Annotated in this window: 13 protein-coding genes; 4 read left to right on the forward strand and 9 right to left on the reverse strand. The window is 58.5% G+C overall.

All coding sequences use genetic code 11. The features are described 5' to 3' along the window. Positions 1 to 116 precede the first annotated feature (116 nt). The 4 genes from FLL47_RS14845 to FLL47_RS14860 all read left to right on the forward strand — a co-directional run bounded on the left by FLL47_RS14845 (position 117) and on the right by FLL47_RS14860 (position 2,576). The gene (locus FLL47_RS14845) at positions 117 to 875 is read left to right on the forward strand and encodes a GntR family transcriptional regulator (protein WP_186315741.1); all 759 of its coding nucleotides are present in this window, start codon (positions 117 to 119) and stop codon (positions 873 to 875) included. A gap of 533 nt (positions 876 to 1,408) precedes the next feature. Further along, positions 1,409 to 1,837 carry a hypothetical protein gene (locus FLL47_RS14850; RefSeq protein WP_144121115.1) on the forward strand — a complete coding sequence of 143 codons (429 nt, stop codon included), beginning with the start codon at positions 1,409 to 1,411 and terminating at the stop codon, positions 1,835 to 1,837. A 175-nt stretch (positions 1,838 to 2,012) separates the two neighbouring features. Next, positions 2,013 to 2,285 carry a hypothetical protein gene (locus FLL47_RS14855; RefSeq protein WP_144121116.1) on the forward strand — a complete coding sequence of 91 codons (273 nt, stop codon included), beginning with the start codon at positions 2,013 to 2,015 and terminating at the stop codon, positions 2,283 to 2,285. Between the two features lie 102 nt (positions 2,286 to 2,387). Further along, positions 2,388 to 2,576 carry a hypothetical protein gene (locus tag FLL47_RS14860; RefSeq protein ID WP_144121117.1) on the forward strand — a complete coding sequence of 63 codons (189 nt, stop codon included), beginning with the start codon at positions 2,388 to 2,390 and terminating at the stop codon, positions 2,574 to 2,576. Between the two features lie 54 nt (positions 2,577 to 2,630). Here FLL47_RS14860 and FLL47_RS45165 read toward each other — a convergent pair whose 3' ends face one another. The 9 genes from FLL47_RS45165 to FLL47_RS14905 all read right to left on the reverse strand — a co-directional run bounded on the left by FLL47_RS45165 (position 2,631) and on the right by FLL47_RS14905 (position 12,577). Beyond that, positions 2,631 to 2,882 carry a thioredoxin family protein gene (locus tag FLL47_RS45165; protein ID WP_144121118.1) on the reverse strand — a complete coding sequence of 84 codons (252 nt, stop codon included), beginning with the start codon at positions 2,880 to 2,882 and terminating at the stop codon, positions 2,631 to 2,633. Continuing rightward, positions 2,879 to 3,211: a hypothetical protein gene (locus tag FLL47_RS14870; RefSeq protein WP_144121119.1), complete on the reverse strand. Its 333-nt coding sequence runs from the start codon at positions 3,209 to 3,211 to the stop codon at positions 2,879 to 2,881. The genes FLL47_RS45165 and FLL47_RS14870 overlap by 4 nt, the downstream gene beginning before the upstream one ends. A gap of 10 nt (positions 3,212 to 3,221) precedes the next feature. After that, positions 3,222 to 4,013: a peptidoglycan-binding domain-containing protein gene (locus tag FLL47_RS44050; protein WP_144121120.1), complete on the reverse strand. Its 792-nt coding sequence runs from the start codon at positions 4,011 to 4,013 to the stop codon at positions 3,222 to 3,224. Next, positions 4,013 to 4,336 carry a hypothetical protein gene (locus tag FLL47_RS14880; RefSeq protein ID WP_144121121.1) on the reverse strand — a complete coding sequence of 108 codons (324 nt, stop codon included), beginning with the start codon at positions 4,334 to 4,336 and terminating at the stop codon, positions 4,013 to 4,015. Before FLL47_RS14880 ends, FLL47_RS44050 begins: the two co-directional genes overlap by 1 nt. Then, positions 4,333 to 4,848: a hypothetical protein gene (locus tag FLL47_RS14885; protein WP_144121122.1), complete on the reverse strand. Its 516-nt coding sequence runs from the start codon at positions 4,846 to 4,848 to the stop codon at positions 4,333 to 4,335. Before FLL47_RS14885 ends, FLL47_RS14880 begins: the two co-directional genes overlap by 4 nt. Positions 4,849 to 4,910: 62 nt before the next feature. Further along, on the reverse strand, positions 4,911 to 8,585 hold the full coding sequence (locus FLL47_RS14890; protein WP_186315742.1) for a hypothetical protein: 3,675 nt from the start codon (positions 8,583 to 8,585) through the stop codon (positions 4,911 to 4,913). Then, on the reverse strand, positions 8,582 to 10,651 hold the full coding sequence (locus FLL47_RS14895) for a tape measure protein (RefSeq protein WP_144121124.1): 2,070 nt from the start codon (positions 10,649 to 10,651) through the stop codon (positions 8,582 to 8,584). Before FLL47_RS14895 ends, FLL47_RS14890 begins: the two co-directional genes overlap by 4 nt. Positions 10,652 to 10,786: 135 nt before the next feature. After that, on the reverse strand, positions 10,787 to 11,104 hold the full coding sequence (locus tag FLL47_RS14900; RefSeq protein ID WP_144121125.1) for a hypothetical protein: 318 nt from the start codon (positions 11,102 to 11,104) through the stop codon (positions 10,787 to 10,789). Between the two features lie 504 nt (positions 11,105 to 11,608). Next, a complete protein-coding gene (locus tag FLL47_RS14905; protein ID WP_144121126.1) occupies positions 11,609 to 12,577 on the reverse strand; it encodes a phage tail tube protein in 969 nt (322 codons plus the stop codon). Between the last annotated feature and the right edge of the window lie 125 nt (positions 12,578 to 12,702).

The following is a 12,702-nucleotide window of genomic DNA, read 5'->3' on the forward strand; positions in this document are numbered from 1 at the left end:
TACAACGCCAACCGTCTACATTCCACCCTCGGATACCGCACACCCACCGAGGTCCGCCTCGGGTATCGTCACGACCACGCCCTCGCAGCGTGAGAACCCCGGTGTCCGGTCCTGGGGTGGAAGCTCACACCTCAGGTGAGTTGGCCGGCGGACAGAGCCTCCCGAGCGAGGCTGACTTCGTTGCGCGCTACGGGGTAAGCAAGCACACGGTCAAGACTGCCCTCAACTTCCTCAAGGCTGAGGGCCTACTACTGAGCGAGCGTGGCCGCCCCTGGTGGGTCCGCCCCGTCAGGGTGTCTCAGAACACCCGGTACGCCTCCGGCAAGCGGAACTATCAACCAGACGTTGACAGCCGGTTTGAGGCTGAGCACGGGGTTCCGTGGGCGGTGTTCAGTCCACAGCTCCAACGCGTTTACACGATCAAGCCCGCAACCCCACGGATTGCCGTTGCCCTCCGGGTGCCCGAGGGTGCCGACGTGTGCGAACGTCGGTGGATACACAGCATTGACGGAGTGGTCATGCGGGTGGCCTGGTCATACGTGAGTATGGAGCAGTTCGGCGGGACAGTCCTCACCGATGAGAACGAACCGCCGTGGCCTGGTGGCACTATCGCGATGCTCCGGCACCTTGGCTATGACGTGTCATCGGTGCACATTGAGGCCAGTCTCAAGCGGGCCCGGCCACATGAGGCCGTGTTGATGGACGTAGAGGAGGGTTCGCCCCTCCTGGACACGTGGCGCGCTCAGGTGGTCAACGGTCACGCCGTTGAGGTGGCTAGGCACACCTACCCCGAACGTGCCGGACACGTCCTAGTGTTTGACGTGCCACTAGAACAGCCTGAGTGGCGAGAATGGTTCGGTAAGTCGTACGACTAGCAGGGGCCCTCCGGGGCCCCTCTTCTTTTACCCTGCCCCCCGAGTTGACGCCGTTTAAACCTTCATGCTAATATTTGTAACGTCAGCAAGGGAAGCCCTGCTAACGAATTGAAAACTCAATAGCAGGGCGTAAGGGGAAGGAACCCCGAATGTCCGACAGGCATGTAGCCGATGTCCCCCGCTACCTCTCCGAGGTAGCAACAAACACCGGGCTTGAGCTTGGACACGCGAAGTATGCGGTAGTAGCCGGGTACTTTGACATCAAGCGAGAGAAGGTAGTTTGCGGGGCGGAGGGTTGCCCGGAGTGGATGCCCATTCACCTCATCGTGCGGGGTGCATGGCCCGAGGATCACGTAACGTGGTTCATCTGCACCGCTTGTGGCATCTCGGATGTCTGGTTGAACTAAAAGAGGGGGGCCCTACGGGGCCCCTCTTCTTTTTCGTTTAAACGCCCTACCCACTTGAAGCTTATGTTTGTAACGTGCTACTGTTCTCTTGTCAGCAAGGATTGAGAACTAAACAGGGGAGCAACAGTGGACACCTACACGGTTACCTATGTCGCAATGGGCATGACCGATGACGTAACTACCTGCGAGATTTGCGGGAAGCCCGAGCTTAAGGGCACGGTGCGGCTCATGCTGGTGGACTCGGACGGCAACTCCGAGGGTGAGGTTTTCGCGGGTGTGTCGTGCGCTGCCAAGCGCGCCGGCCGGAAGGCCACCGAGATTCGGACTGAGGCCAAGCGTGCCGACAAGGCGCGCGAGAACGCGGTACGGGAGGCTCACAGCGCTTGGCGTTCCGCTCACTCCGAGTGGACCTGCAAGGTTCGGGACGCTCACTTTGGGCCCGTGCTGCCACGGCCGATGGTGGTTTGTGAGTACTACTCCACCCCGGAGTTTAAGGCCGCTAACGCGGCGTGGATTGCAGCCAACCCGGAGCCGCCGCGCCCGCACGGCTGGTGAGACTAGAGGGCCCCTCCGGGGGCCCTCTTTCTTTTGCCAGGGGAAACAAGTTGGGAAAGCGCTATCCGGAATAGATGCATACACATGGGCGCCCTTCCCGGATTGGGGTTGCGAACGTTTAAACGCCATGCTATGATTTGTAATGTCAGCAAGGAACGAAACAAAGGGGAAAACAGTGAAGCTCTCCACCGCTCAGATCAAGACCCTGACCGCCGTTGCCGCCAACGGTGGAGTCATGAACGGCTACGCCGGTCAGAAGGGCTTCTACTGCAACAGCACTCCGGCCCTGGTTCGGATGGGCCTTCTCCAGAAGGTTGACAACTGTGCCGGGTGCGACGCTCACGGCTACTGGGCTGAGAAGTGCGAGGCCCCGATTAAGGGCAAGGGTGGCAACGCCTGCTACTACCGGGTTCAGATCACCGAGGCCGGGCGGACCGCAATCGCTTGAAAATGAGGGGCCCTCCGGGGCCCCTCCCCACTTGACAAAGCTTCCCGACGAAGCTAATGTTTGTAATGTAAGAAAAGACCCTCCTAAAAAAAGGACCCCACCGTGAACACTTTCCCGTTCGCTCCCGTCAACCCCGAGACTGCCCGCATCCGGGGTGCCAGCATGGCGAACCTCTACACTCAGCTTGACACCGTGCTTTGGCTTGGCGGGTACGTCAAGGGCAGCCCGGAGGAGAAGGCTTACGTTGAGTCCTTCAAGGAGGCCCGAGCGGAGGCCCTGAGGGTTCGCTAGAAACAAAGAAAGGGCCCGGTCCTACCTCACGGTAGGCCGGGCCTCTTTTGTTGCTCACAGACTGTCTAGGGCCGTCTGCAAACCCGGCAGCGCTGACGCGCCGCTCCCACGCCATACCGTCTCGCCATCCCTCACCAGGATCACGGTAGGTACAGCCTTCACCATGTAGTGCCGGGCCACCTCCGGGGACGCGTCAACGTCCACCAGGTCCACGGGGACACCGGCCCTGTCTGCCACAGCGTCCATGAGGGGGCCAAGCCGTTTACACGGCTGGCACCACTCGGCACTGAACCTCAAGACCCTCACGCGGTCGGCACCACCGGGGGCAGCTCCGCCGTAGCGTCCTCCTCCGGGGCATCCTCCGGAGCGTCAAGCTCCGACAGGATCTCATCGAACGACTCACCCTCAGCCGGGACCGGGGTGTTGAGGGCTTCACGGATGGCACCCTCAGCCTTGCCTACCGGCATGACCAGCGACCGGGTAACCACGGTCAGGGCCGCGACGATTGCGCCGGCCACGGCGACATCAAGGCCCGGAGGGATCGGAAGACCGAACACCACCACCAGGGCAAGCACAGCCTTAACCAGGTCCATGAGGACAACGGGGTTGTCCTTCAGGAATGTAACGAACTTCAACACATGCTCCTTATCGGTTGTAAAGCTTGGCCCAAGTCTTGGGGCCTACGATTCCGTCAACGGTCAGCTTCTTAGCCTTCTGGAATCGCTTGACTGCAATCTGAGTCAGGTTCCCGAAGTCGCCATCTACCCGGAGCTTGTGACCAAAGACGTTCAGGCGGGTCTGAAGCGTCCGGACAAGCGCGCCCTTCGCGCCCTTCTTGACGGTTGCCGGAGGCTTCCACGGAGGGGCAGGCTTACTCGGCTTGGGCGGGACAGGACCCGCAAGCGCAGCCTCAGCCGCGCGCCACACAACGACACTCTCCCCCCGCAGGATGGACAGCAGGGCACGCATGGCCTTAGCGCTGTTGACGTACATCCGGTGAACACTGATATGGATGTGCCACAGGTGGGAGCTGTCCGAGGTAGCCGCAGCATTCCGCGCAAAGTCCCAACCCTCAACGGCACTGTCCGCATCGGCCTGGCCGTAGAACTCGCGGAAGTAGTTAGTGCGCTCATCGTTCGGGTCCTGGCCGGCACGCAGCAGACGGCCGGAATACTTGACCATTTCCGCCGGAGGCAAGCTGAAGTCGAAAGCCGCAGCCTTGTCATCCGGGCCCGACTGGTCAGCCGCAAACTGAGCGTACGAGTAGTTGCCGGGCCAGTTCGCCCGGTTAGCCTTGCGCGTATTGTGGTATCCCTTTTTGTTTGCGTAGATGCCAGAAAGGGTGGCCTTAGGCTCCATAGCCTTGAAGGCGAGCCACGCCGCCCACATCTCATTGGTGATGTAGGCCGGACTTGGGTTAGGGGTAGGGGTAGCCATTACTTCCCTTCAATCGACATGATTTCGCGGAGGGAAGAGAACCCATCCGCCATAGCTGTCCGCATAGCGGCCAATTCCTCTCGGGTGTCGTGCATACTCCGGAGGATCTTGTTTTCAGACTCAAGCGCATCAACGCGCTTTTCCAGGGTGTTTAGGGCAGCCTCAAGGCGTTCCGCCTTGGCCTTCCAAGCCGCTGCCTCATCGCGCCATAGCGCGGAAGTTGTCTCATCGGAGGTGGCACGCCACTTGACGAATGCTGCGCTTACTGCGCCGATAGTCGCGACACTGCCCCAAATGAGGGCAGCAATTTCCATCCCCGTCACTTACTGATCCACTCGGCAGACAGGGCGACACCTGAAGCGGCGACATCCGTAGTGATGGAGACACCGGCGGTGTGCTGAATGATCAGAGTGAGCAGGTCACCCGCCGCAAGCCGAACGAATTCGGAAGCGCTAGCGCGCGTCGAAACGGCCCCTGCTGACGGCAAGGTTGTAGCGAGAATGGCGGTACCGTTCTTACGGGTTTCCGCGTGCCGGTAACCGGTCGCGTGCTGAGCCCACGCCGCATTCTGAGTGATCCGGTAGACGCCATCCGTCTTGATCACGATCCGGTTATTGGCCGTATCAGCCATGCCGTCTGTGTCTTCCATGACAACGTTCAGCACAGCGGTAAACGTCTGGCCGCTAGTGCCTAGCGTCTGGTTGCTTGATTGCTTGATACGGCAAATCGGCTTATAGAAAACAGACTCTTCAAAGGCTGTCTTGGTGTGTTCAGTGAGCTTGGCTCCGGTGACAATCTCACCAGCGGAGAACCCGGCAAGGTCAGGAATTGCCATCGATAGACCCCCATTGGGCATAGAAAAGGGACCCCCGTAGGGGCCCCTTCAAGTCGGAAAGATTAGTAAGCGAGAGCGCAGGACTCATCATCGAGAACACCCGTAAGGGAGTCCTCTAGGACCCACGCCTCAGAGTCGGAAGCGTCCGACACTTGGAGCGTCGTCTCCCACGTCCACACGGAACCGTCCCGCTTAACCGATGTGCTGATTCCCTCAATGAAGAAATCAAGTTCATCACTCGGGGCCGTGGGCGAGAGGTCAGTGAACCTCAGCCTTTGGGATACGTCAGCACCGTGCGCCAGGGCGACCGTACGCGCGTCAGCAAGCGACGTAGCGTCAACGCTCAGTTCCTCACACCGGGGACTAGTCTCCTTATACCGGTGGAGCAACCAACTAGCCGCATCCGCCAACTCAGAGGGCGAAGCAACGTTGCGCTTCACCGTGAGGCCCTTAGACCCATGCTCATCAACAGACGCTTGATCTCTGGCCGTTCGCTTCATGCCAGTAGACCGCTCGGCGGTAATGTTGTTGAAGATTCGCGCATCATCGGACTCGAAGGTGAGTCCCGACATCCACTCATTGAGTGTCCACCTCACCGGGGCGTTTACACGCCGCGCCCGGTTGTGATAGACCGCTTCACCGGAGGGCCCGGCAAAGAACATGCCACCGGCGGATTCCGCAGCCTCAGTCAACACGTCGTATGCCTGAGCGTCATTGTCCCACCGGGGCGACAACAGCTCCGACATGCCGGGGTCAATCCTCCTGGACCCCGACCAACCGATTTGACTCAGAACCAAGTCAATGTGCCCAAGGTTTTCCAGATACTCAAAACGCGGCAGCGGTTGAGCCTCATAGACATGGTGCTCGTCACCAAAGTTCTCCGCCCGGAAGTTGATTTCCGGGATGACGTTGTCAACGTGCTGCCAGTGAATGTGGTTGTAGACACCATGCGTGAACGTGTTCGTTCCCGTGGGCAGCAATCGCCCGCCCCACTGAATGAAGGCCGGGGACGGAAGGCGGTTGACGAAACCCGTTGAGGTCCCGCCAACGAACGCCATACCGTTTAGGTGAACGGTAAGATGCGTCCCGATTGGGGATAGCTCAATCCCGTAGTTGACGCCAATGAAGTTAGGCTGACCGGGGTTTACGGCCGTACTCCCCGTGTAGTTCATGTCAGGGACACCCGAACCGCCACCCTTGGCGAACACCACAAGCCGACCGAGGTCATTCATTGAGATGGTCAGCAGTGGGTCACCGTTGGAGTTGTACGCACCAAACAACGGGGTAGTCGTACCGGTCGCGGGCCATTCGCCCTTCCACCAAAAGCCCGTGGATGTCTTGTCCCTCAGGGTGGTGATAGCCGGGAAGCCGTAATGGCTGAGGCTCAGAACGCCACCCTCAGTGTGATCCGCACCCGACACGGTGAAGCCACCGTTAGTGGAACCGTCAGCGTGGACCATCGTCTTGTCGCTGCTGAACTTGGCCTCTCCGGCAGGAGCATTCCGGATGACCAGAGGCCAATCCGTGATGTCCCTCAAGAGCGGCTGAGTCTCGCTCGCATCCTCCGACTCAGAACACGGCCAGTAGCTCAGGGAGTTCTGAGTGAAGAACGGATCGGGGTTGTAGTTCCGCATACTGTTGCGGTAATACGACTCGATAGGCGTACTGGCGATAGCCATAGGGTCAACGCACGTAGCCTCCGTGATTGACAGGTGGCCGGCGGTTCGCGCGGTCCACCGCTCAACGAACCCCCTAAAGAGCGGATACATGCCCGAACCGTCAGGGTTGGGGGTTGGCGTACCCACACCGTTAATCCGCATCTTGAGCTTGGACAGCAGGGCCGTTGACTCATCCGGATACCCGCCAATGCCCGTGACGAAGATTGCCGCACGGACCTTGCCAGCCTCGGGAACCTCAAACTCCACCTGAGAATGCCCCATCACACCATTGGTTGTGATGGTGTTCCCGAACAGAACCTCTTCAGTGCCAAAGTCAGGCTCATACAGGAGACACGTCTCCACGTAATCCGTGACATCGATCGGGCAAACGTCAGCATCAACGGTGACGACATCTCCCGGCCACACCTGGACAACGTCAGCGTTGCCCCGGAGGCCAGCGACAAAAAGCGTTTCCGCGTTGTCGCCCTGTGAGTTGTCTTTGATTTTGAACGCCTTGCCGTAACCAGGATGGTCAACAACAGTGACAACCGGTTCATACTGGTCATCATCAAAGTCAACAGGCCGGTTGTGGAACCGGGGACTAACGATGTCCGCTGTTTCAGGGTTGACGCAATCGGGATGCACCCAGTTGTCATCGAGAACGGAGTACACGCGGATAGGCTTACGTGGCTTGGTGCCACGAGCCCAATAGTTCGTGTCCTCAAACCCGATCCATGCAACGTCAAGGGTTATGGGGCTGTTGCGGTTTGCGCCATCCTGGAAGGCGCGAACACCCAACCGAGTACGGGCGTAGCTCGGATCATCGGCAAGCATGTAAACGTCTCCACGGACGATTACCCATTCTCCATTGGACTGGACCACCTTGCCATCTGTATACATCTCACCAAGGGATGCGCCGGCCGCGCTCAGATCCTCCGAGAAGCAATCAACCCACGTGGCCCCCGCACCGGTGGCCCGGACCTTGGCGACAACGTGAGTGCCTTCCCATTGCGGTAGCGGCTTGTCATACCCGAGCGTGACCATGCCCGAGTCGTCCCAATCCCTGACGTTCAACTCATCAACTGCCACCATGACTGGCAGGGTGTTAGTCACCTCCGGCGACAGCCGGAACCGGTACCCGATATAGCCGGGGTCGGTGTACTCGGTGTCATCCGCTACCGCCTGCCACTCAGGCTCAGAGGTTCCGTCAGCCCAAACCTTCGCGCTCAGCTCAAAGCCTGACTTATTGAAGGCAACATGGAAGAGGCCGGGGGAATAGCCGGTAATCACGGTGCGCAGAGTTGCGACAGTCTGAAACGAACCGGCTATGCACTTCACGATCATGAGACGGACAGTTCCGTCACTGAAGAAGTACACAAGTGCTGCGTAGTAGTTGTTACCGTCAACAATGCTGTTGAGTACGCCGTAAGAGACGTTTGCGTTCGTGCCGGTAGGCACAACCGGGAGACGGATCGTCGTACGGATGGAGGGATCTTCAAACGTGCGGGTAGAGCGCACCAGGTGTGGAGCATTCAGCCCGGTGAGGTTTACACGGCCCGCACCGTCAGCGCTCAGAGTGGAGAAGTTAGCCGCGTTGGCAGTAACGACGTTCCATGAACCTGTGCCGATAGTTGGGCTGCCCCAGCCACCCGACGTTGTCCGATCAAACGTGTCATAGAACGCGGGAGACAACGGGGTGGAGGTGGCCCCAACGCTGAGGCCCCCTCCGTCGATTGCCGTAGCGGTCACACCAGTGTTAGACCGGTTCTGAGCTACCCACTGCCCGCTACCCGTGCTTTGGGTAACGCTGCCACCCGCAGGATTAGAGACCGGGGCCCCAACCCCGGTGAACCTCTCGTCAAGCCAACGCACGTACTCACGGCCTGGCGTCCATGCGCCATCCGCGTTGTCAAGGGTAATGGAGGCGGTACCGGATTCAACCCGGTCAAGCTCGTACGAGCGTCCCCGCTTAGCCGACACAGAAAGAACGGATGAGGTGATGTCGTCCCACACCACAAGCTCATCCGTCGCGTTGTTCTCCGTACCCAGCTCCACCCGGACATCCCGAGTGATACTCACAGGCCGGTCCTCCCCCCATTACGCCTACCGATACGCGAGATTTCGTCTCGCACTACTGTTGCCACCGAACGGCCTAGTTCCTTCTCCGTGATCACGGAACCGGCAACGTGGACCGTGACGTTTAAACCGCCTCCGCCACCAGAGCCACCGCGTACAGCGGCGAGGCTTCCGCCGGCCAAACCGATGTCATCGGTGAGCCCGTTGAGGGACTTCTTGACCAGCGGCGTACCGGAGTCGAAACCCGTCACGAGGGAGCCCATGATTGCCTCACCGGCAGGCTTGAGAAGAACCTTGTCCTTATCAAGCGGGCCCTTCCATGAGGGCAGCATGTTGGTTAGGCTCTTGAGCTTTTCCTTGACCTTGTTAAAGCCGTTCTGAATCGCCCGGAGCAAACCGTCAATGATGGCCTTACCAGCGTTGTAGAGCCAATCCTTGGCACCCGAGAAGACCCCGAGGATTTTCCCCTTGATTCCGTTGACAAAGCCCATCACGGTATTCACGCCGTTAGTGACCGCCGTACGGATGCCATTCCAAACCTCGGAAACCTTCGTCTTCACGAAATTCCAGGCGATTGACCAGCCGTTTTTGATGTTCGTCATTGTCGTGGAGATGAAGTTCTTAATCCAGTTAATGACGGTTGAAACTGTCGTCTTGATCAAATTCCAGTAGAATTTAAAGGACGTGACGACCGCATTCCAAACAAAATTCCAGGCTGTTTTGATCGCGCCTACCACAGTTGTGATAACGGTCCACACCATGTTGATGTAAAACGTCACTGCGGAAACGATCAGATTCCAAACCCAAATGATCGCGTCAAAGATTCCGGTCCAAATAGTGACCATCATTGACCACATGAATTTGAAATAGGCCACGACGAAATCGACCACAAACATGAAAGCGTTTTTGATCGCTTCCCAACATGCCGTGATGAAGTTGCGGAAACCTTCGTTGTTCTTCCACAGGTAGACGATTGCGGCAATCAGAGCCACGATGGCGATAATGATTAGGCCAATGGGGTTCAGGGAGAGCAACACGTTAATGATGCCCTGAATGACCGCCCATGCCTTCATCGCTAGAACTAGCGCGATGATCGCACCAACGATGACACCGAAGTAAACGCCTAGCGGCTCAAAGACAGCCGACCACTCACGGATAAAGCCGACAACCTTCTTTACCCAATCAACAAAGCTCTTGACTGCCGGAACTAGGTCAGCGTTGACCCACTGCCCCGCAGTCTTCGCCCACTCCGCAAACTTGGGCATCCACTTCTTGATAAGCGGAATCAACGGCTTGACCATCTCAGCCGCAGCCATCGAGACGTTGTCCTTCAACGCTGACCAAAGACCGGTCAGGGTTTGGGACTGCTTATCCATCGCACCGGCAAAGTTGTTCTTCGTGTAAGTCTGCGTAGCCTTCTCGAAGGTGTCCGAAGAAAGCTTGCGAGCCTCAATCTCCTTACGGAGAACCTTCACACTCTTACCGGTGGCAGCCGTGAGCATGTCCCAAATCGGCACACCAGCGTCAATCAACTGGTTGATGTCGTCCATGCCCACTGCGCCGGCCGCATGGACCTGACCGAAGATGCGGGCCAGATCAGGAAGCCGCGCAGAAGGGACACCGACAGCCGCAGCAATCTCGCCCATGCTCATGAGGAAGTTCTTGCGAGTCTGGTCAACCTTGAAGCCGAACCCCAGGAGGGTTCGGTCAGCCTGAGCCAAGTCGGCTAGCTCAAACGGGGTGGCGGCTGCCTTCTCCTTGAGCCACGCCATCTCCTCTTTAGCCCGCGCGTTGGACTTGAGGAGGGTCGTGAACGACACCTCCATCTGCTCAAAGTTGGCAGCGGTGGTGATGCCAAGCGTCGCGATGCCCGCTCCGGCAAGTGCCAGCCCACCTGCGGCCATGGCCCCGAAACCTACGAGAGTGTCTGCGAAACCTTCCCAAGCTCCCGAAGAACTCTCCGCAGACTTTCGAGTTTCGTCGAGTCCCTTCCGAACATCTCGGAAGGCCGCTTGCGCATCTCGGGAGTCACCCGCAACAACAACCTTCAACTTGCGGACATCAGACACCGGACTTGCTCCTAGCTTCCATGTACTCCCTCATGTAGGCGGAGAAGGCGCGATATTCGAGGATCGTGAAGCTTCTAACCTGGTCAGGACTCAGGGAGTAGAAGCGGCAAAAGGCGGCCCGATCCTTAAGCCGCTCTAGCTTTTTCCCGAGTCAGCCTCAGGGGACTTGCCCAGAACTAGAGCAGTGACGCGAACCTTCCGAGCGTCAGCGAGAGTGAAGGAAGGATCAGACTTCCGCTTCACCAGCCACACGAGGCAGATGATTCCCTTAGCGGGAATCTTGGTGGTCATCTCGGGTCGGCCCTTGGCGTCAAAGACTCGGTTACCTTCGTCGTCAAGTACCGGAACCGGCCTCACGACATCATCAATCGGCTTACCAACGAACTCCTCAAAGTCCTCAAGGTCTCCAAGGGTCAGGTCATCGGGATCAAGGTTGATATCAAGGGTCTCCACGGGAGGCCTCCTTAGTTAGTCAGGGAACGCTTGCCGGGACAGCTCCATAAGCGTCTCCATGTAAGCGTCAATAAGAGCGCGCCCGTCTTGGCGCAAAGTCGGATGAAGGAAGTAGCCGGGACCTCCGTCCCAACCTCCCCACTGATTGCCTCGCCATGTTTGGAACTGGCCGTATTGCTTCGCGCCAAACTCGGCACCAAAGAAGTAGGGGGCCCGAGGTCCACCGCCCATGACGATTGACTGATTGGCGGACCGGTAGGCCCGGAGGGAGTTAGCGGCCCTCCGGGCTACACCACGTTCTAAAGAAGCGCGCATCTTAGAGCGCGACACAACTTCGTTGGCTAGGTCAAAGTTGGCTTGGCGCAACTGTTTAGGGAAATCGCCCTCAACAGTCTTCAACGCCCGGTGAAAGTCCTTCAGACCCTCAATCCGAATCCGGTTACCGGTTAGCGTTGTGGTGGAGGTGGACCGGCCAGACTTGCTATAGCTGACCGTGGTTCCCACTTACGGAGCCACATCCTTAGACTTGTAGGCAACCGAAATCGGGGACGTAGTGCCGTCCCAAAGAACCTTGCCCTTGATGCTCTGCTCAATGAGCTTGGCACCATCGAAGTTGAGAGGGTCCTCATCAAACCGGCCGACAGGAATGGTCACGGTGAGGAGTCCACCCTGAGGGGAAGCCCAAGAAGCCGAGATAGCCGCAACGTTGTTAGACGCAAGGCTTGCCGCTACACGCTGAGCGTGCACCAGGTCCTCAAACTCGCCCTTAAGCTCAAAGGTGTACTCACGCATACCCTCTTCAAGGGGTTCCTGCTTACCGGTCGAAAGCCACCGGTCAGCCTTCAAGTTGTTCTCACCCTTGAAGGAGATATCCGAGACACCGAACGGTGCGCCGGCCACCTGAACCGAACCGCCAACGAACGTGAACAGTTGGCCATCGGTGCCATACGTGGGAGTTGCAGCCGCGTACGCCCCGGCGCCTGCGCCGATCGTCTCTTTCTCAAAGTCAAGGTCAAGCGACATCTGTAGGATGCCGTCCACCTGGTTAGAAAGCTCCCAACCCTTGACCTTGCCACCCTCGTACGTGAAGGGGTGGAGGACACCACCGACAGCAACCCGGCCTACCTGAACCGTCAGGGCCTTGCCCTTGAGGTCACCAACGGTAGACGTGTGAGTGGTAAAGCCACCCGAGGGAGCACCAGCGGCAGTGGCACCAAGCGCGTGAGCGAACAACAGGCCAAAGCCGCTGTCCATCACTTCAAGTTTGATGTCACCTTCCGCACCCTTTGGGTTCGGCTGGAATCGGTCCATGTGGAGCACACGCTGACCGGCCCTGTGAGCCTCAGACTCGATGCGCTCATACTTGCCTGCCAGGCCCTCACTCAGCATCTCAAGGAAGCGAGTCGGGGCAACAGCCGTGCCATACGTAGCCTCGGGCGCAAGCCCAAGGTAGGAGTCATGAATGGAAGGCATTTACTCCTCTTCCTTGATAGTGATCTCAAAAGCGGGACCGAGGGTCACCGCAAGTTCCGCCGGTACTTCCACCGGTTCATTTCGGGGAAAAAGAAAACCCCCACCGGTAACGGCAGGGGCATGAC

Source organism: Catellatospora sichuanensis, from assembly GCF_007483665.1.
Lineage (GTDB): Bacteria > Actinomycetota > Actinomycetes > Mycobacteriales > Micromonosporaceae > Catellatospora > Catellatospora sichuanensis.

Bases quoted from the DNA above. Each gene is read 5' to 3' on its own strand.
- FLL47_RS44050 (WP_144121120.1), bottom strand. From the start codon at position 4,013: ATGGCTACCCCTACCCCTAACCCAAGTCCGGCCTACATCACCAATGAG.
- FLL47_RS14885 (WP_144121122.1), bottom strand. From the start codon at position 4,848: ATGGCAATTCCTGACCTTGCCGGGTTCTCCGCTGGTGAGATTGTCACC.
- FLL47_RS14905 (WP_144121126.1), bottom strand. From the start codon at position 12,577: ATGCCTTCCATTCATGACTCCTACCTTGGGCTTGCGCCCGAGGCTACG.